This is a genomic window from Bacteroidota bacterium (assembly GCA_016713925.1).
Taxonomy (GTDB): Bacteria; Bacteroidota; Bacteroidia; order AKYH767-A; family OLB10; genus JAJTFW01.
Genome location: JADJOH010000002.1, coordinates 217482 through 237495, shown reverse-complemented (window position 1 = coordinate 237495; position 20014 = coordinate 217482). Strand labels below are relative to the sequence as shown.

14 protein-coding genes are annotated in these 20014 nt (G+C 42.2%); 5 read left to right on the top strand and 9 right to left on the bottom strand.

Features of this window, described 5'->3' with window-relative positions:
- The first annotated feature begins 28 nt into the window (after positions 1–28).
- The gene (locus tag IPJ86_01045; GenBank protein MBK7885922.1) at positions 29–736 is read left to right on the top strand and encodes a PKD domain-containing protein; all 708 of its coding nucleotides are present in this window, start codon (positions 29–31) and stop codon (positions 734–736) included.
- 135 nt (positions 737–871) lie between these two features.
- On the opposite strand, the gene IPJ86_01040 is transcribed toward IPJ86_01045, so the two are convergent.
- Positions 872–6037 carry a choice-of-anchor I family protein gene (locus IPJ86_01040; protein MBK7885921.1) on the bottom strand — a complete coding sequence of 1722 codons (5166 nt, stop codon included), beginning with the start codon at positions 6035–6037 and terminating at the stop codon, positions 872–874.
- Between the two features lie 163 nt (positions 6038–6200).
- Between IPJ86_01040 and IPJ86_01035 the strand changes: the two genes are divergently transcribed.
- Both IPJ86_01035 and IPJ86_01030 read left to right on the top strand, forming a co-directional pair.
- Positions 6201–7526, top strand: a complete 1326-nt coding sequence (locus tag IPJ86_01035; protein ID MBK7885920.1) for an MFS transporter — start codon at positions 6201–6203, stop codon at positions 7524–7526.
- 9 nt (positions 7527–7535) lie between these two features.
- Entirely contained in the window at positions 7536–8258 is a 723-nt protein-coding gene (locus IPJ86_01030) for a (Fe-S)-binding protein (GenBank protein ID MBK7885919.1), read from the top strand.
- Positions 8259–8459: 201 nt separating this feature from the next.
- Here IPJ86_01030 and purB read toward each other — a convergent pair whose 3' ends face one another.
- The 4 genes from purB to IPJ86_01010 form a co-directional block, all read right to left on the bottom strand.
- Positions 8460–9812, bottom strand: coding sequence for an adenylosuccinate lyase (purB, locus tag IPJ86_01025; protein ID MBK7885918.1), 1353 nt, complete (start codon positions 9810–9812; stop codon positions 8460–8462).
- A gap of 92 nt (positions 9813–9904) precedes the next feature.
- Entirely contained in the window at positions 9905–10774 is an 870-nt protein-coding gene (gene fabD / locus IPJ86_01020) for an ACP S-malonyltransferase (GenBank protein MBK7885917.1), read from the bottom strand.
- A 202-nt stretch (positions 10775–10976) separates the two neighbouring features.
- Complete coding sequence (gene folE / locus IPJ86_01015; protein ID MBK7885916.1) at positions 10977–11594, bottom strand: GTP cyclohydrolase I FolE; 618 nt, start codon at positions 11592–11594, stop codon at positions 10977–10979.
- A 24-nt stretch (positions 11595–11618) separates the two neighbouring features.
- On the bottom strand, positions 11619–12038 hold the full coding sequence (locus IPJ86_01010) for a 6-carboxytetrahydropterin synthase (protein ID MBK7885915.1): 420 nt from the start codon (positions 12036–12038) through the stop codon (positions 11619–11621).
- Between the two features lie 112 nt (positions 12039–12150).
- Here IPJ86_01010 and mqnB point away from each other — a divergent pair, with 112 nt between their 5' ends.
- Together mqnB and IPJ86_01000 are read left to right on the top strand one after the other, a co-directional pair.
- Positions 12151–12837, top strand: coding sequence for a futalosine hydrolase (mqnB, locus tag IPJ86_01005; protein ID MBK7885914.1), 687 nt, complete (start codon positions 12151–12153; stop codon positions 12835–12837).
- 77 nt (positions 12838–12914) lie between these two features.
- Positions 12915–14030, top strand: coding sequence for a VWA domain-containing protein (locus IPJ86_01000; GenBank protein ID MBK7885913.1), 1116 nt, complete (start codon positions 12915–12917; stop codon positions 14028–14030).
- 262 nt (positions 14031–14292) lie between these two features.
- Here IPJ86_01000 and IPJ86_00995 read toward each other — a convergent pair whose 3' ends face one another.
- From IPJ86_00995 to IPJ86_00980, 4 genes are all read right to left on the bottom strand, one after another.
- Positions 14293–14946, bottom strand: a complete 654-nt coding sequence (locus tag IPJ86_00995; GenBank protein MBK7885912.1) for a phosphatidylserine decarboxylase family protein — start codon at positions 14944–14946, stop codon at positions 14293–14295.
- A gap of 124 nt (positions 14947–15070) precedes the next feature.
- Entirely contained in the window at positions 15071–16432 is a 1362-nt protein-coding gene (locus tag IPJ86_00990) for a Glu/Leu/Phe/Val dehydrogenase (GenBank protein ID MBK7885911.1), read from the bottom strand.
- A gap of 415 nt (positions 16433–16847) precedes the next feature.
- A complete protein-coding gene (locus IPJ86_00985) occupies positions 16848–17822 on the bottom strand; it encodes an aminopeptidase (GenBank protein MBK7885910.1) in 975 nt (324 codons plus the stop codon).
- A 65-nt stretch (positions 17823–17887) separates the two neighbouring features.
- A complete protein-coding gene (locus tag IPJ86_00980; GenBank protein MBK7885909.1) occupies positions 17888–19792 on the bottom strand; it encodes a DUF2723 domain-containing protein in 1905 nt (634 codons plus the stop codon).
- Between the last annotated feature and the right edge of the window lie 222 nt (positions 19793–20014).

Here is a 20014-nt window from a genome sequence, read left to right as displayed (position 1 = left end):
TTCAGGCGACTTTTCTACTTTTACATATATGAAAAATCAATTGTTAGCGATCTGCATAGGACTCAGTATTGTTATTTCCTGCAAGAAAGAAGATGAGGAGGCCACTCCGCCAAGTATAAATATTACGCATACCAGCGGCTATACGATTAATCTTCCGAAATCCATTGTATTTACAGCGAGTTCATCAGGAGCAGAAAGTGTTTCATGGGATTTTGGAGATGGGACCACCGGTCAGGGATTTACTGCGCAACATTCGTATTCTGCTTATGGGAATTATCAGGTGAAGGCGACGGCAACAAAAGGGGGATTGTCTTCCAGTCAGACAAGGGATGTGCCTGTAACTTTTCATCGTCGGGTGGTAATAAAAACTGTGGAAGTGATGCAGGTCCCTGCCTTTAAAGCAGCCGGTGTGGACTGGGATCCGGGAACTCTTCCTGACCTTACTTTTAAAATTACGTTTCCGGGAGATACTGTTTATGAAACAACAACAGTTCTGAACAATGTCGAGTCGGGGGTGTTTAATATTATTCCACCCAAAGGCACGTCTAATTTCAGTGACAATATTTCAATCGATGTGTACGATGTAGATGCAGGGAATGTACCTGATCGTGAATTGATGGCCAATGCGAAGTTTAAGTTTTGTAATGTGCTACCGGTGAGTTCAACCTATGTAGATAGTGTGCAAATCAACAGCGGCGCCTTGCGATTGAAATTGAAGTTTGAGTTTCAGTTGTGAAAGGACGGAGATTTTTTGCACTACTTCTTTTTCCTTATTCATCTGCATTTATTCTTTTTCATGCGCGTTAACTTCTTAGGATAATAAAAAAAGGCCGCCCTTGTAGGAGCGACCTTCTCTCATTTACCCAATTCATTAATGTTTAACAGTAATACGCAGACTTTCGTTAATCGACGTTCCCTTCAATCTGATATAGTACAATCCTTCTGCAAGACTACTAACATCTAAACGGATGTTGTTGTTACCCTTTATTAAAGATTGTAAAGAAGTTTGAAGACTTTTTCCGGTGATGTCGATTAAATCCATGTTGACATCTTCTGTAACTACTGAATTAACAGCAATAGTTACATCGTCATTCGCAGGGTTAGGATAAACCATGCTTACTGAAGATGTGTTTTCAGAAATTCTGGCGAATGGTGTGCAGGCATTGATATCTGTAAATATTCCATTGCTGACACGATTGAAACTTGTACCACAAGCATTCGACACATTGATTTTTATGGTTTGACCGCTGAAGTAAGTCGGCCCAAAGTCCACTGTAATATTTTTGGTGCCCTGACCTGAAGTGATCATAGTTCCTGTTGGACTTACCCAGTTATAGGAAGCAGCCCCATATACGGTTTGAACATCATAAGCTACACCTGTTGCGCCCGGACAAATCACAAATGATCCGTTAATAACAACGGGACGTTCGGGTTTCGCAATAATACTTAATTCGCGATGTATGCTTGCACCGCAGCTATTGATAGCTTCTACGATGATACTTCCTCCTACAAAAGTATTATCAAAATCAACATTGATCGATGTGCTTCCCTGACCGGAGTTTATCGATACACCTGCAGGCGTAATCCAGTTATATGAAGTTGCATTGATGGATCCGGGAGTGCTGTAGATGACACCTGTTTGGTTACAAACACCTGAAGCAGGTCCGTTGATAATTCCCGGACGAGTTGGCGTATTTAAATTGAGAATCCTTGTGCGTAACGGACTGTTGCCACAACTATTGGAAGCGCCTACACTTATGGAGCCACCGTTAAATCCTGCACCAACTGCAACCTGTATCACATTAGAATTGGCATTGCCAACAATAGTGAATGTAGCAGGTAAAGTCCAGTTATACGAAGCAGCGCGGTTTACAGAAGCAACTGAATACGTTACAATGTCGCCGGGGCAAACCTTGTTAGGACCTGAAATTGATCCCGGTGTTACAGGTATTGCTGAGTAATACCCGATATTCATTGATGATGGAGCACCGCTTAAGCCACATGAATCAAGAGGAGTAACTGTAAGTACACCAGTGATACCATTTTGAATGACGCCCGAAGCCCAACTTAAATTGATGACATTCGTACCATTCCCTAATGAGATGGTAACACCGGAAGTGCCTGACCATGTCCAGTTGTAACTATCCGCATTCGGTACAGCTGCTATGTAAAATAATTTCGCACCGGGACCACCACTCACACAATCGAAAGCAGTTCCTGTGATCGCACCGGCATTCCCCGGTCCAGCGGCAGGTAATACATCAATGGAAGTTGTAGCACTGTTTCCATAGAAATCGGTCACACTAATAGAATAAGAACCTGCGGCTAATCCGTTGATCGTATAAGGACTACTTGCAGGTGAAGGACTACCTCCGTTCAAGGCAACAGAATAAGGTCCGCTACCTCCTGCAAAAGTCAGTGTAATGGAACCATCATTGAAGCAGGAACCATCCGTACTTGTAGCAGCAATAATATTTAGCGGGAGGATATCATCCTGACGTGTCTGTAAATTTTCAATACGGCTATCCAATGCAATCATTGTTTCTGCAATTGCATAAGGAGAGGAAGTGAAATTCGCTTTCATGTATTCAGCAAACGCATCTTGCTCAGAGCCGGGAATAGTAAATCCTGCTAAACCTGGACCTGCAGGAGGAAGAGCAGGAAGGTCGATACGCGCAGTTCCTAAGGTGTTGAACGGATAACTATCTCCACCGGAAGCAAGGAAGTTTAAGGTTACGACACGGAAGATACGAGTGGTATCACCGTAGGTAATTCCGTTTGATACCAAGGTATCGATGTTGTTGCCGATTGAGTCCACTATGACTGCACTTCGTATTCTGGCCATCTGTGGTAAAGAAGGATCATAGCTAAAACGCACACCGGCTACCTGTGGGAATTGACCCGGAGTAGCACCGGCTGTAGTAGCACGTACCCCATGTTCAAGAATGGTACGTAAACCGGAAGCTGTTAATGAAAGAACGGAAAGCTGATTGTTGAAGCGAAGTGAATTTTCAATATCCAATTGTGAAATATCACCCTGAAGTTTTCCTGCTGTAGGATTTGCCTGAGGCGGTTCGTAAGCCACTATACTTCCAACAGCATTTACATATCCAATAGAAGAACGGATTCCTCCTCCATTTTTTATAGATACAGTTGTACCTGCATCATAGAATTTTGCCATCCATAGGTTCGCTTCAGAAGAAAGATTTCCAAGATTGGTTTCTTCAGTTCTAACTAATGTGCGACGTCCTTCTAAATATACAGCAGTTTTGCCGAAGATATTACCATCTTTTGCAGCAATTACATTGCCCGTTGCATCACAAAGGGTCTTTACAAGGTCACCCTTAGAACCCGGAGTGAATGCACTCGCATAATTTCCTGCTCCCCAGGTTTCCTCCACACCCAAACTATCAGCCGGGTAAGCTCCTGAAATAGCTGAATTTACTGAAGATGGAATTATATTTCCTGTAATATCAAAGTCAATAACAAGTCGGCCAACATACTTGTAGTTAGCTTCAGTATTTATAATGGCAATGGGTTTACTATCAGCACCGGTAGTGAAAAAAGGATAGGTTTCTACAGCTACATCTCCTGCGCGTAAACGATCCGTTGCATCAGCCATTAATGTATGAGAACCTCCGCTAACAATAATGTCAACTCCATGTAAGAAGGTCGCCAATTGCTTTTCTAAAATTAATTGCTGCATATGCGCCAATATAATTATCTTATCACAACCTTCTGCGAAGCGCAGAGAATCAATCACCGGTTGCAAAATTGTAGCCAGCAATGACATGTCATTAGTGCCAGCACCGGGGGTTTTAATGCTAGTTGCACCGGGAGAAGAAATGGATGCGAGAATTGGAGTGGTGGCTCCTACGATACCGTACTTCTGTCCATTCTTGGTGATGATACAGGATGGTGCAAGTTTAGGAGTTGTAGCGATTTGCGCGGCAGTCATGCTTGGGTTAGAACGGAAGGCAGTATTTTGCAAACGTGCATTGGTGCTGATATTTGATAGATTTACATCTCCACTGAAATTCAGGTTAGCACTCAGATAAGGGAATTGGGTACCGAACCAACGTATATTGGATCCTGAGTTAGCACCTGCAATCATGTTGCGCAGTTCACTGGTTCCTAAATCGAATTCATGATTTCCCAATGCTGCTGCTTCAATACCCATAAAATTCATGATGGACATATCCACACGTCCGATACCCGCTCTCAGATCATTAAAACTGAAAGGTCCGCCGTAATAGGAGCTGTAAGTATTTTTTAGTGGGATTACCAGAGATGGATCTTCACCTGAATTAGAGAAAGGACTTGGAAGAATATTATCACCTGAAGAGAGAATCAATGTGTTCGGATAAGTATGTTCAAGAGTATCTACTATGGCAGCAAAGCGAGGTGCATCTTGCACAGCATCTACGGAAGCTTCAAAGTCAGAAGCATGTAAGATTTGTAAAGTCATCCTGCGTCCTACCTGATAGATAGAAATAGTACCGCTGATTTCATTGGAAAGCACTAACAGATCTTTACCATTAGGACTTTCGTTTTTTGGAATGAAAATAATACCTTCAGGTCCCAGATCTCCACCATTGTTTAAAGAAGGCGTTTGTGCAAAATTTCTGGTGTTGATGTACGAAGAAAAAGTTGGAGCATTTGGATTAGTGATATTATAAATCATTACACCGCCAATACGCTCTAAACCAACAAACGCAAATAAGCTATCGCCTATTTGAGCAACAGTTACTGCTTCAGGCTCCGGTCCTTTATCATCACTTCTGTTTTTCTTAGTGTTGTTGGTATTACTGCAATTAAAATTAGCAGGAGAAGTAGTATTCATCAATTGTTCAATCTGATCACCGCTATCCCACACCAATGCTCCTGCTGCATTCCAAATCGAAAATGAACGTGCACCAAAAGAGTGAATGACATCAAAGTCCCCATCGTTATCTATGTCTCCTGTTTTAGTAGTTACATTTAAACGGCCCAGATTGCTGTTGTTTTTTAAAGTGGCCGCATTCGGGAACACGGTTGGATCTAAGAGATAAGATCCGGAACCCAATCGAGAGGCTTCATTTAATGCAGTATATTCACGCACATCACCTTCATTTGCGCTGATGATGTAATTCTGTCCACCTACCGTAAATGCAGTAATGGCATCCGGCTGATACATTCCTTTTATAGGCCAGGTGGTAATATTGACTACACCACCATTTTGGTCAGAAGCATCCAAACCATTGCCCGGAATACTATGGTCTTTGAATCCCATACCAACTAGTGAAGTCACGGTAGCAGTGGGTATATCAATAATTGCCCAGGCGTTATTTTCCTGACAGGTCACCCATGCCGTTAGAGAATTATCAGAGATTGCGATGTACTCCGGTTCAAGATCTTGCGCGAGCGTTGATCCCGGACCAAACTTACGTATGGAAGGGTCGAGCGTCGCTGAATTAAAGGCTGCGAAAGAGGCGATCTGCAATGTTGCTGAAGCTACACCACCACTAATATTTATGATGCCCACTGAACCTTCCGGATCATTGGTATAGGTGGTATTTGGCTCTCCTTCACAAGCTACAAGAATGTATTGACCATTAGGAGTAAATGTGATCATGTCAGGTAAAGCACCAACAGTAAAACTGTTCAGGAAAGTTCCATTCGCATCAATAAGAACAACTTTTCCTGAATCTTGCTTTACTACAGCTTCCACTCCAATAGCAATAATTCCATTCTTTGCAGCCACACTATTCGCGGAAAGTCCATAGGGAGTTAAATCGAATGAAGTAATGAGAGTAGGGGATGCAGGGTTAGCAAAATTTATAATGTCAACTTTTCCTGTTGAACCGTTCACGCTGAACAACCGTTTGGTAGTGGCATCAAATGCTGTAATTTCGGTTCCGCCTGCATCGTATGTATTTGTGACATATCGACCGAGGAACTGAAGTTCAAGCGGTGATTGCCCTTGTGCGAGCCAGGTGGAAGCCGCAAGTAAGAGGCTTAACGTCACCTTTTTAAATTTTGATAGTGGGTTATACATAATAGTCTTATTTCTTTGGCGTGAAGGTCCTTTGAATAGATTAATTTATTCCTATGGCTATATTATGGCTATAATAATCAAAGGTTAAGCGGATGCTAAGTAATGGTCTGCCGTTTGCCGAAGATTCAAAAGCATTCATTATTTTCGAACGCAGATAGATCTTATGGAACCATTTGAAAAGGATAATGAAAAAGTAATTAAAGCCTGGACTTTTTACGACTGGGCGAATTCGGCGTATTCGCTGGTCATAAGCTCAGCCTTGTTTCCCATTTACTTTAGTGCAATCGCGAGCAGCAATGGCGCAACTTCTGTTAAATTTCTGGGTCGTACATTTAATAGCGAGTCACTACAGTCATATGCGATTTCTGCAGCATTTTTATTCATCGCGGCCTTATCGCCTATGCTCTCTTCTATTGCCGATTACAGCGGTCAAAAAAAGAAGTTTATGTTTTTCTTCAGTACCCTGGGGGCAATAGCCTGTTCACTGCTTTGGTTTTTTGAAGGGATAGATACGCTTTGGATCGGAGTGCTTTGTTCGATGGTGGCAGCAATAGGTTATTCAGGAAGTATCGTTTTCTACAATGCCTATCTTCCGGAAATATCAACAGAAGAATTTCAGGACCATGTCAGCGCGCGTGGATTCTCAATGGGCTATATAGGTTCATCAATGTTACTCATTTTTAATCTTACCATGATCCTCTTTCCCGAATGGTACGGAGGTATCTCCAACGGGAAAGCAATGCGTTTTTCTTTTTTACTCGTTGGTGTCTGGTGGTTTTTGTTTGCTCAGTATTCCTTTGCAAATCTTCCCCGTGATCCGCAAAAACGTCCGATTGAAAAAGATATTTTGGCGAAAGGGTACAGAGAACTCCGTAAGGTATGGACGCAACTGAAAAGTTATCCGGCATTGAAGTGGTTTCTCGTCGCATTTTTTTTCTATAATATGGCAGTTCAAACAGTGATGTATCTTGCTACTTTATTCGGAGTGAAGGAAATTTCCTGGCCCGATGAACAAAGCCGGCAAAGTGGTTTGATTGTTTGTATTTTATTGATTCAGTTTGTCGCGATCGGTGGTGCTTATCTCTTCTCTTCCTTATCAGCACGGTTTGGAAATATCAAAGCACTTATCATTTCGATTTTTGTATGGATGATAATCTGTGTAAGTGTATATGGGTTGGTGTATGTACCGTTTGATTTTTATATCACCGCTGCCTTTGTAGGACTGGTGATGGGCGGAATTCAATCCTTGTCCCGGTCAACCTATTCAAAATTACTACCGCAAACTCAAGATCATGCTTCTTATTTCAGTTTTTATGATGTTTGTGATAAAACCGGAACGGTACTCGGAACATTGATTTTCGGAATAGTAAATGAGATCACCGGAAGTATGCGGGATTCCATTCTTGCATTGATCTTGTTCTTTATTATTGGTATTATCTTATTGCTGAATGTGCAGCGAAAGGACCGGATAATTAAATTAAATCTTTAATATTGCAGGGTGATTGTTGATTTATTTATTCCATGTTATCTCGATCAGTTTCAGCCGGAAACTGCTCGCAACACCTTAAAGTTACTGGAGCGGGTAGGCTGTGGGGTGAACTATAATATTGATCAAACCTGCTGTGGTCAGCCTGCTTATGAAGACGGTTACCGTGATCAATGCAAGGAGGTGGGAGAAAAGCTGATTCGCGAGTTCCAGGAGGAACGTTATGTAGTTTGTCCGGGACCGGGTTGTGTAGCTACGGTAAGGAATCATTATCCTTCCATGTTTCATAATTCATCTTTGCATAATGAGTATAAGCTGGTCCAGAAGCATTTTTATGAGTTGAGCGATTTTCTCGTAAATATCATGCATGTATCGGATATTGGAGCAGCCTATGAAGCAAAAGCGGTTTTACTGGACTCTTGTGCCTGTAAAGCTGAATTGAAAGGGGAAACAGCGATGCAATCTCTCCTAAGTAAAGTCAGGAATCTAACCGTAATCCCATTCGATTCAGGTATTCCTTGTTGTGGTGCCGGCGGCGGACTTGATCGAAAGAATGAAGCATTGACCGTCAAAATGGGCATGGAATTAATCACCGCTGCCCAAAAAGCAGGTGCAGACACCCTCATTTCGAACGACCCGCTTTGTCTCATGCATCTCAATGGGATCATCCTTAAAAACAAACTTTCCCTTCGCACCATTCACATTGCAGATGTTTTAACCACTAGCTGGACATAGAAATACCGGATTTTCTTTTTTCACATGAAGTAATAAAGCTTCTATTCACATTAAATCTCGTCAGATTCATTACATCGAAAGTGAAATGAGAAATGATGAGAAAGCAATTCTCCCCCCAGCGAAGCGTTCCTCCCAATCTCGTCAGAATCATCTCGTCGCAGACGAGGTGAGCATGACGAGACGATCCCCCCAAGAGCGAGATTAAAAATCTTTCACTACACCCGTATAATTAAACGGAGTAATCTTTCTTAATTCTTCCTTTATACTTTCACTGACATCAAGTCCCGAAATAAAACGAGCAATAGTGTCCGGATTAATTTTTTCTCCTGTTCGCGTGAGCGTTTTTAATGCTTCATAAGGATTCGGATAAGCCTCCCGACGCAAAATGGTTTGAATAGCTTCTGCAACCACGGCCCAATTACCGGAAAGATCTTCTTCAATAACTGCAGTATTCACATTGACTTTACTGAATCCTTTCAGCAATGACTTACAAGCGATTAAAGTATGTGCAAAGGGCACACCGATGTTTCTCAGCACTGTCGAATCTGTAAGATCCCTTTGTAAACGGGAGACCGGCAGTTTTGCAGAGAGATGTTCAAATAACGCATTCGCCATACCGAAATTGCCTTCCGCATTTTCAAAATCAATTGGATTTACCTTGTGTGGCATTGCAGATGAACCTACCTCATTTGCTACCACGCGTTGTGTAAAGTAATTCATCGAAATGTAGGACCACATATCTCTGGAGAGGTCAATCAAAATGGTATTGATGCGCTTCATGGTATCGAAAAGTGCTGCCATGTTATCGTAATGTTCGATTTGGGTCGTGTAGGGAGTCCGGCTTAATCCGAGTCGCTCAATAAACCGGTCACTGAATTGGATCCAGTCAATATTCGGATAGGCGATAGCGTGAGCATTGAAGTTACCGGTAGCCCCACCAAATTTAGCGGAACAGGCAATTGTATTTAACAATTCCAGTTGTGTTTGCAAACGGTGATGAAAGATGTATATCTCTTTTCCAAGTCGGGTAGGGGAGGCGGGTTGTCCATGCGTTCGGGCCAACATGGGAATATCTTTCCACTCTCGTGATACCAATAGAATCTTTTCGCTAATCGCTTTAATGATCGGCAAATAAATGAGTTGATTCGCCTCTCTCAAACTCAAGGGGATGGCTGTATTATTAATGTCTTGTGAAGTGAGTCCGAAATGAATGAATTCCTTATGCGCTCCAAGACCAATCTCATCAAATTTTTCTTTCAAAAAGTACTCCACTGCTTTCACATCGTGATTGGTGGTTTTTTCAATGGATTTGATATGAAGTGCATCTTCGTGTTTAAAATTGTTGTAAATATTTCTCAACTTCTTATTGTTGCTGCTTTCGAATCCCTTCAATTGCGGTAAAGGCAATTCACATAATTCGATGAAATATTCAATTTCAACCATCACCCGGTAGCGCATTAAAGCTTCTTCTGAAAAATAAAGCGCCAGTTCTTCGCAGGAGTTTCTGTACCGTCCGTCGATAGGGGAAATAGCATTAAGTGGATGGAGATCCATGTTTTTTTCGCTGTATTGTTTTGTCTTACGTACTATTTTTCGTCACGATAATATTAAATTCAGAACCTGCCTGCCGGCAGGCAGGTTCTGAATTAAGCTATTACGGCTTCTTTGTGAATCTTCTTCACCAATCCCTGCAATACTTTCCCCGGACCAATTTCAGTAAACATCGTCGCTCCATCCGCCACCATATGCTCCACAGTTTGTGTCCAGAGAACAGGGGCTGTAATCTGAGCACTGAGGTTATTTCTGATTTCAGTAGTATCACGGTGCGGGCTAGCCGTAAAATTCTGATAAATAGGGCAGGAAGGAGTATTAAATTTCGTGGAATCAATAGCCGCGGCTAATGCTGCACGGGCAGGCTCCATCAGCGGACTATGAAACGCGCCTCCCACATTCAAGAGAAGAGCACGTTTTGCTCCGGCAGCTTTCATGTTTTCACAAGCCCGTTGAACGGCATCGATTTCACCTGAAATAACCAATTGGCCGGGACAGTTATAATTTGCGGCTACTACGATACCCGGGGTCTCTGCACAAACCTCTTCCACTTTAGCGTCGTCAAGGGCGAGAATGGCAGCCATGGTTCCCGGTCTGGTTTCGCAGGCGGATTGCATAGCATTGGCACGAACAATAACCAATCGTAAACCATCTTCAAAACTTAATGTGCCGTTTGCCACCAGTGCTGAAAGTTCACCCACCGAATGTCCTGCAACCATATCCGGCTGAAAATCGGCACCCATGACTCTGGCTTGTATCACCGAGTGCAGGAAGATGGCAGGTTGTGTCACTTTTGTCTGACGTAAATCTTCGTCAGTACCGGTGAACATTAAATCCGTAATTCTGAATCCGATGATATCATTCGCCTGTTCAAACATGGCTTTCGCGAGATCAGAACTTTCATATAAGTCCTTTCCCATTCCAACAAATTGTGATCCCTGTCCCGGGAAGATGTATGCTTTCATAGTATTATTTTTTCGTATCAATAGTATTTTGCTTCCGGCTACCAGCTACCGGCTGCCGGCTTGATTTTATTTGAGTACCTGTTTTCACTTTTTAATATGATTAATTTTCTCCGATAGTAGACATCGTATTCACTACGTTTCATCCTTTGCCATCATCCTTGAAATTCCCAAAGCCCAAAGCCGGAAGCCGGTAGCCGGTAGCTTAGTGCAATCTGCTTCTTATCAAAGAAATAAACTCACTGCGCGTTTTGTCATTCTCAAACTCTCCGGTAAAGGCGGAAGTTGTCGTCACCGAATTTTGTTTCTGCACTCCTCTCATCTGCATGCATAAATGTTGCGCTTCAATGACTACTGCAACTCCCAATGGTTTTAGTGTTTCTTCAATGCAATCCCTGATTTCAGTGGTCAATCGTTCCTGCACCTGCAAGCGGCGGGAAAAGGCATCAACCACTCTTGGAATTTTACTGAGCCCAACAATATAATTATTGGGAATATAGGCCACATGCGCTTTACCAAAGAAAGGAAGCATATGGTGCTCGCATAAACTATACAATTCGATGTCCTTAACGATGACCATTTGCTTGTAATCCTCCTTGAACTTAGCAGAATTGAGAATAGCCACCGGATCCAGATCATATCCATGAGTCAGGAATTGCATGGCTTTCGCTACACGTTCGGGAGTTTTGAGGAGCCCTTCCCGATCTGATTTTTCTCCTACTTCCTCGATGATATTTTTATACCAGCCCGCGAGCTTATCGACCTTTGCAGGATTGTACATATCGATTTTCGCGTATCCGTCCATCTCTTCATCGGGAGGCATATGTTTATGTTCAGTCACTTTCTCTTAATTTTCAGATCCGAAATATTCAACGTAATTATTTTCTGTTTCAAAAAGCTTTATACAGTGCAATGCACATCCTTGCCCTTTGATAGCACTATCGAGTTGTTCCCAGATGGCTTCCGCAAGGACTTCAGTGGAGGCCATCCTGTCTTTCATAAAGTCCACATCGAGATTAATATTCTTATGATCTATTTTATCGATCACCCTTTCCTTGATCAGCGTACTTAAAAATTTTAAATCAATAACAAACCCGGTTTCCGGATTTATCCTTCCTTTAACAGTTACAAATAAATCGTAGTTATGTCCATGCCAATTTGGATTGGAACATTTGCCAAATACCTCCAAATTTTTTTCGTTCGTCCAGTCTTCTTTGAAAAGTATATGGGCAGCGTTAAATCGTTCTTTGCGGGTGATAAATATCATTGTTGCTGTAAGTTCAGTAGTTAGGTTTTATCGTCTGCAAAATTAGGTGATTTTCCTGATCTTTCATAGCGACAATTCGCACGAAGACAATACTTTGCAATATCTTTGCAGCGTGAATCATCAGAGGCGGATACTTTTAGTGGCAGCTACGGCAGTGGAGATGGAATGTTTTGGCCTGAATGCTCAATGGACTGCCGGTTTTAAAGAAAAGGTAAAAGGGTCTGGTGTAGATGCTCTGATAACCGGTGTTGGGATTCCTGCTACAGCCTTTCATTTAGGCTGTACCCTTTCCCTGTATTCTTATGATCTTGTGATAAATATCGGTCTGGCTGGTAGTTTTTCTATGGACTTGGTGCTGGGCAGTTTGGTAGAAGTCATTTCGGATGAATTTGGGGATTTGGGTGCAGAGGATCATGAAAATTATTTGGATGTTTTCAGCCTGGGTTTTGCGGATAAGGATGAACCACCTTTCAAAAATGGACATTTGGTCCCCTTTCCTGCTGAAATAGAGCCTTTGAAAATCAGTAAGGTAAGAGGAACTACAGTGAATACTGTGCATGGCAACCTTCATAATATTGCCCTTTTTAAGAAACGATCTACTGCTGAAATAGAGACGATGGAAGGGGCTGCAGTTTTTTATGCCAGTAATGCGATGCAAATTCCATCTTTGCAAATCAGGGCCATTTCTAATTATGTGGAAGCCCGCAACCGAAGTGCCTGGAAGGTTGCAGAAGCACTTCAGGCGTTGACCGGATTTTTTGAGCTACATTGGAAGGAAATCACATCTGCCTATTCATAACTTTTTAGTTGACTTTATTCGAAGTCAATAGCAAATGGTGAACTTTGTATTTAGCGATGCTTGTCAGAAGTATAAATATGAAGGGAAAAAGAGTTTGTTGTTATTTAAGCATGGTGATTTTTATTTTATTGTGCAGAAATGTCCGGGGAGAAGGTGGAGGACCGTCCAACAAGAATAATGATACTCAGCGTCCGTTGGATATTGTGTTTTGTGTCGATCTGAGTGGTAGCACCAACGGACTCATTAACGACTTACGTGATAATTTATGGATGATTATCAATCTTGCGGAGAACATGGAACCCAGGCCTTCTCTGCGAATTGGAGTGGTCGGGTTCTCTCGTCCAAGTTTCGGTAAGGAAAATGCATATGTGAAAATACTTGCACCCCTCACAAAGAATTTTGACTTCATAGTTTCAGAATTGTATAAACTGCGACCGTCCATTGAGAAAGGCGATCAGATTGTAAGTGCAGCGATTCATACCTGTTTGAATGACATGAAATGGTCAGAACGCAACGATGCAGTGAAGATGGTATACCTGGTAGGTAATGGAATGGTTACTGCTAACGGTCATGAATATGTGCGTTATTGTGAACAGGCACGTGCAAAGAATATTGCTTTTCATGCCATCTATGTGATGAAGTCAGCGAACTGGTTCAATGAACTACCCGGTTATCGCCGAATAGCCGGACTTACCAATGGTATGCAAACGGAAATTACGATCAATAAGCAGGATAATGTCCCGGTATGGCCCTCAGTTACCTCTGATCTTATCAAATTAAATCTTAGCTATAATTCCACCTTTCTCTGGTCGGGGCCTGATAGTGGAAATTGTCGACGCGCAATGGTCGCATCAGATTCCGGTGCTTATTATGCCACCAATGATGCTTTTCTGAACCGTTTGTATTGTAAGTCCCGGGAGCACTACCGGAATAATTTCAGCTATTGCGATATTGTATCCAACACGGCATTGGTTTATGCAGATGTAGGTCCGGAAGTAAGCAGCGAATACCAAAATCGTATCAAAGAGCTTTTAACCATACGTGAGCAATTACGGAGTCAGCTAAATGCATATTTTCCACAGGAGGATTTAACCAAAATCCAACAAGCCTATATCAAAGGTGAAATGCCTGATAACAATATTCTACACCGCTGTGTCATGAATATCCTTTACCGTTCCTGGGGAATGAGATGAAAAGAGCGTTTAAGGTTTAAAGTTTAAAGTTTCACTCGCTCTGCGAACGCAGGCGATGTGATCTCGGCATCCCTTGTGATGACGAGACACTCGCCACGTGACCATGGGTCTCGTGATATACGAGATGATCCCGTCTCCCGATAGCTATCGGGATTGTGCTGACGGGAAAGGTTTACCATGAAGCGTATCGCTTTTCGCGATTCTGCTTCATGGTTTGTGTTTGCACAGAAGAGCCGGTCAGAGCCGTTCTCAACAGATACTTCTAAAACTCTGCAATAACAGTAACACCACCGACGGTTTTTTCTCCGATGTTCACTTTGATTTTTGAATCTAAAGGCAAGTAGAGGTCAACACGTGATCCGAATTTTATAAAACCCAACTCAGATCCTTGTTTGACCATATCGTTTTCGTGTGGGTAATAAACGATACGTTTTGCGAGCGCTCCGGCTATCTGGCGCAAAAGAACGGAGAACCCGCCTTTATCAATAACCATCGTAGTCCTTTCGTTTTCTGTGCTGGCTTTTGGATGCCAGGCGACGAGGTATTTCCCCTCGTGATAACGCAGGTATTTTACTATACCGGATAGCGGATACCAGTTGATATGAACATTCACCGGTGACATGAATATGGAAACCTGTAATCGTGTTTCTTTATAATATTCTGTTTCGATCGTTTGTTCAATCACCACAACTTTTCCGTCACAAGGGGCAATAATTAATCGCTCTCCAATAGTTTGATCTCTTTTTGGAGATCTGAAAAATTGAAGGATAAGTAAAAAGAAAATTAAACTGAGAAAAGTTACCGCGCCGATAACCACGAGCTGATCATGAAAGAAATAGTAGGTCACCCCGTTAATTGCTGCCAGCAATAATGTAGTAATGGTCAAAATAGTATACCCCTCTTTATGTATTGTCATTTTTAGAAGTGATTTTTTGTAAATGAATGGGTCAGTTAAAAATTTAAGTATCTGTGAAAACACTCACGCAGAGAAATGTTTCGATTGAATAACATCTTCTCTGCGTGATAGTGCTTGTCCTTTTTTAATAACTTCCTCTGGCCCGGGTAGCAGTTGCAACTTTTCCGAGAGCGAAGATATAAGCGGCAATGCGCATGGATACTTTATGCTTCTGGGAAACATTCCATACATTGGCAAAAGCCTGCTTCATCCAGCGGTCAGCGCGTTTGTTGATTTCCTCTTCACTATAATAGTATCCTGTGCGATTCTGCACCCACTCGAAATAAGAAACGGTAACACCGCCACCGTTAGCCAGAATGTCCGGGATGATGATGATGCCTTTCTCATTCAAAATGGAATCAGCTCCTGCAGTAGAGGGACCATTCGCTCCTTCAACAATTAATTTTGCTTTAATCTTGTTTGCATTTTGTGCCGTGATCTGATTTTCGGTGGCGCAGGGAGCCAGTATATCTACATTCAATTCCAGCAACTCTTCATTCGTGATGAGTTTTCCACCATCTTTAAAACCTTTCAAGACACCTTTGTTTCCGTCTCTGTAAGCCATCGCTTTGGCAATGTCAATACCTTTGGGATTATAAAAGGCAGCGGTGTGATCACTTATAGCCACTACTTTTATTCCGTTTAATTCGAAATGTTTTGCAGAGATGGATCCTACATTGCCAAAGCCCTGTACGGCAGCACTGCATTTCTTTGGATTCATCTTTAGGTGACGCATAGCTTCCAGTGCAGAAGTACATACGCCGCGACCGGTAGCTTCAACACGTCCCAATGATCCGCCCAGGAATAAAGGCTTTCCTGTGACTATTCCAGGTGTAAAACCACCTTTCACTTTGCTGAACTCATCAACAATCCAGGCCATCTCACGGGGACCTGTATTCATATCCGGTGCAGGGATGTCTTTATCTACACCAAAAACATCCGACATCGCCACAGTGTATGCCCTTGTCAATCGCTCTAATTCTCCAATTGACATTTTAGAAGGTTCACAATTGATTCCTCCTTTCGCTCCACCGTAAGGAATATCTGCGATAGCACATTTCCACGTCATCCATGCAGCAAGCGCTTTTACTTCATCCGCTTCTACAGCAGGTGAATATCGAATACCTCCTTTAGAGGGCCCAAGTGCAGTAGAGTGTATCACGCGATAACCGTCAAAAACTTTAATGGACCCATCATCCATCTTTATCGGAAGACTTACCTCAATCAACTTTGAAGGTGTTTTTAAAATTTCATAAACATCCGATTCCAGTTTCAGGATTTTTGCAGCTTGATCAAAACGTTGTATCATCGCCTGAAAAGGATTGGTGGTATCCTGCACAGTAGCTGCAGCAAGTTTTAAAGAACTTACATCTTTCTTAATAAATTTAAAAGGTGTTTTACTTAAAGTTTTATCAATAAGCTCCACACGATTAACATCGGAAATCATAATAATTTCTGTCTTCGGAGAGAGCTTTTTCAATTTTTTGCCGAAATCAACGCCGTTCATCGCTTTTCTGACTTTTGAATTCAGATTGAAATCAACGAAGGCCAATACCGGTTTTTGTGATCCGATTTTCGCCAGACAATCTTCGCCTGTTTCGTATGTTTTGATATCACAATTACTTGTTGTACTCTCCAGATGATCTTTTAAAATTTCGAGTTGTAATGCATCGTCTTCCACAATAAAAATGAGCGATTTGGTTTGAGCTGCCTTAGATGCTTTAGACTTCTTTGAGATGTTCGTTATAGCCATGCTAATAGTGAGTGTTTTTTTGAGAGGTCACGAAATTAGGGAATATTTTAAAGTCCCTGACGTTTTGAGTCCTTAAATCAAAATTGAGCAGCTCTTTTTTTCGATAAACTTAATCGTTTTCACGCTGCAAGTTTAAAAGCCAGTTCTTTAGGTCGCCGTTGTATTTCATGAGTTGCACTTTGAATTCCTCTTGCTGCTTCCTGTATCGCCGATAGGACATGAAAAGGCAGTTATTGGGTAATTTCCCTTCGGTGTCAGTAAGTCGAAAGCGGTCCGGATTCTTAAGTTTTAAATCATTGATATTAAATACGATGGAGTTTATTTTACGATATTTTGCCGTCACTTTTTCCTGGTGACTCATACCTGTATCCAGGCTTTTGTAAAAAACCTCCAATTCCTTTGCGGCGGTGACCATATACTTCCCGAAAACTTCCTCATCGTATTGTAAATCAGCGTATGCCTTTAACTCCTTTGATTCACTACCAAAGCGATAGGCTAAAAATTGCAATGCGCCCTGCTCTCCGGTGAAGGTGGCGAAATTCTCGTTATAATCTACACTTCCGGGGAGGTAAAGCGTAGCATGGGTGAGCTCGTGGATGATCAGTTCGGCCAATTGTCCTTCTGAGCGCCGAAGCATATTGCTCAAAATGGGGTCCTTGAACCAACCTAAAGTACTCCATCCGCCGGTAGGAGAATAATCGGTATCATACCCTCCTTGTTTCAATGCTTCCAGTTCAGGAATGCCTTTTTCTTTTTCAAAAAAGCCTTTGTAGGATACTGCACCTAATAATGGAAATTTCCATTCATAGGCCCTCATAGCAAATGGCTCGCAGGCGGTTAACACCCATAAAGCCGGCTTTCCTTTCTGATCATAGACGGTGGTGTAATTTTTAGAATTTTTGAGTCCAAGTGAATCAATGGCAAATCGACGGATGTCATCCACTAATTGTAGTTTCTTCTTTAAGCTATCCGGAAAATTCCTGTCGTTCAGTAGTTCCTCTGCCGGTCGGGCGTTGAGAACGATGTGGAGTTGACCGCGCAATTGTGAAAGACCATAGTTCACCAATTGAAAGTTGAATAGCACGTAAAAAACTATTCCTGCCAGAAGGACGAGGAAAAAATAACGGAGAGCTCGAAAGATCTTATGCTTCATGCCGGACGAAATAGAAATTTCATTTTTTTCTTCATTTGATTTTGCATGCGCTTTATTTCCCGATATTTTCCTTCGGCCTTCTCTGCTCTCGGAAGGTCATTGAGTTGTTGCCAATATCTGCGCTGAAAATCGAGTGCCGCTTCCAGATCCACTAATTTATCAGAGGCAGACGGATCCATTTTTACATGTTTATTGTTTAACCATTGGTGTTCCAGTTTCAGAAATTCATCATTCCCGATTCCGGGCCGGTCAGAAACATAACTTCCGCTAATATGTGCAACAGGAAATACGCCTTGTTGAGAGAGAAATACATAGGCCTTCGGATCAGCGATGAATGGAACATTCTTGTTTTTGCAATAATTCTGCAGGGAGCGGATGAGATCCAGATAAGACGCAATCAGATCGGGTTGATCGAGCGTGCATCCGGTATTGTAGATTTCTTCCGGATGGTATTGTCCGAGTAATGTTATATAACGGTCATAACTTACCGAAATTTCCTTGTAGATTTCCGGATAGTTTCTCCTGAATAAATCATGATGTGTGAATTTTAAATCATAGTTCAGCACACAAAGGTCTTCACGGAATCCATCGTGAATGCGTGCGTAATTGTAATTGATAATATTGGTCCAGTCGGCAATTAAAACAACACTGCCTTTTTGGGCAGATTGATCGAGGTCGCGCAGCAATGCAGTGCTGAGATCAAAATCGCGGAGATCGGTTTTGTCGAAGTGAACGAAAAACTGAGCCAGTACAAACAGCGGAAGTGCAAAATAGATATGTTTATACCAGGTGCAAAGGCGGGCCATGCCGAATGGAAGTAGGGTGCTGAGCAGGAAAAACGGGGTGCAGAGATAGGCGTCAGTATCGGCGGTTTGGTCGATACGAAGTTGGTAGATAAATAGAAATATAAAGTAAAATACCATGGCCACCCAGAGGCGATGACGCTTCGAAGCGATGAGGTAGATGACTCCCAATACTAGGAAAACGATGCAAAGGAAAAATTGTTCAAAGCTGATGCGCAGGAAATAGGGCAATCGCATTCCGACAATGCCTTTTACTGCAGCCTGCGTGTTTTTTATCCATGCACCGCCGCTGAGATGATACAGGAGCCGATCTAACGTATCCGGACTACCGAAAGCATAAGGCAACACCGAACCTGCTCTGAAGTACATCCATCCGTAAAAGAGGAGGAGAACTGCACCAACGATAATTCCAAAATGTTTTGCCTCCTTCCCGATAAGCTCCTTCCAATTGACTTTTGAAGAAACAGGTTTTTTTTTCGAGACTATTTTTTTCACGAGCCATCCTTCCGGCCAAAGTAGAAGTAGAAATGGCGCGAACATCAGCATCGTCAAATGATGATTGGCCAATCCCAGTCCAAAACCGATCGCTGCCCATTGCAATCCTTGATTTCTTTTCCCGTCTTCCCGAAGGCAAAGACCATAAAACACCATACTCATCAACAACACCTGCAAACTATACACTTCCACGGAATGCGACCAGTGCCAGAGTGTAGTTCCGGTTAAAGGAACAATAGCAGTACATGCAGCTATCATCACTTTTTGTAACTCACCCAACTCATTGAAAGAATGTTTAAGTAAAAGAAGGGCAGAATGGTAGAGCAGAAGGGAAGCGAAGCCCATGCAAACAGCACTGAAAATAACAAGGGTGGCAATATGTTCAATTCCAGAGAGAGATAGAAGCATTGAAAAAAGTTTCGAGAGAAGAATATACGCCGGAAATCCGGGAGCATGAGCAATGCCTGCCAGGTCACTCAATAGTGCAAATTCTGCAGCATCAGCAAATCCAAGTACCTTAAAGTTCGCATTGCTCAAGGAGATCGCGATGCTAAATATTAAAGCCAATAATGCACCTGTTATTTTTAAGCCTTTTGAGGACATAAGTTAATAAATAGTGTTACGAAATTAGTATAAAAATGATCATTTGGAGGAAAATATTTTTGAGGTAAATTTGTTTCGGAAAATAAGTAATTTGATTGTTTCTGATAAAGAAGATGATTTTAAACCTACTGATTGAACCTTCAGGTAAGTATAGAGTCACAAAGTTCACTTTTACCAGGTTTCACTGAGATGTTCCAGAGGATTGATGATATTTAGCATGAA

Bases quoted from the DNA above. Each gene is read 5' to 3' on its own strand.
- IPJ86_01045 (MBK7885922.1), top strand. From the start codon at position 29: ATGAAAAATCAATTGTTAGCGATCTGCATAGGACTCAGTATTGTTATT.
- IPJ86_01040 (MBK7885921.1), bottom strand. From the start codon at position 6,037: ATGTATAACCCACTATCAAAATTTAAAAAGGTGACGTTAAGCCTCTTA.
- IPJ86_01035 (MBK7885920.1), top strand. From the start codon at position 6,201: ATGGAACCATTTGAAAAGGATAATGAAAAAGTAATTAAAGCCTGGACT.
- purB (MBK7885918.1), bottom strand. From the start codon at position 9,812: ATGGATCTCCATCCACTTAATGCTATTTCCCCTATCGACGGACGGTAC.
- fabD (MBK7885917.1), bottom strand. From the start codon at position 10,774: ATGAAAGCATACATCTTCCCGGGACAGGGATCACAATTTGTTGGAATG.
- folE (MBK7885916.1), bottom strand. From the start codon at position 11,594: ATGCCTCCCGATGAAGAGATGGACGGATACGCGAAAATCGATATGTAC.
- IPJ86_01010 (MBK7885915.1), bottom strand. From the start codon at position 12,038: ATGATATTTATCACCCGCAAAGAACGATTTAACGCTGCCCATATACTT.
- IPJ86_01000 (MBK7885913.1), top strand. From the start codon at position 12,915: ATGAAGGGAAAAAGAGTTTGTTGTTATTTAAGCATGGTGATTTTTATT.
- IPJ86_00995 (MBK7885912.1), bottom strand. From the start codon at position 14,946: ATGACAATACATAAAGAGGGGTATACTATTTTGACCATTACTACATTA.
- IPJ86_00990 (MBK7885911.1), bottom strand. From the start codon at position 16,432: ATGATTTCCGATGTTAATCGTGTGGAGCTTATTGATAAAACTTTAAGT.
- IPJ86_00980 (MBK7885909.1), bottom strand. From the start codon at position 19,792: ATGTCCTCAAAAGGCTTAAAAATAACAGGTGCATTATTGGCTTTAATA.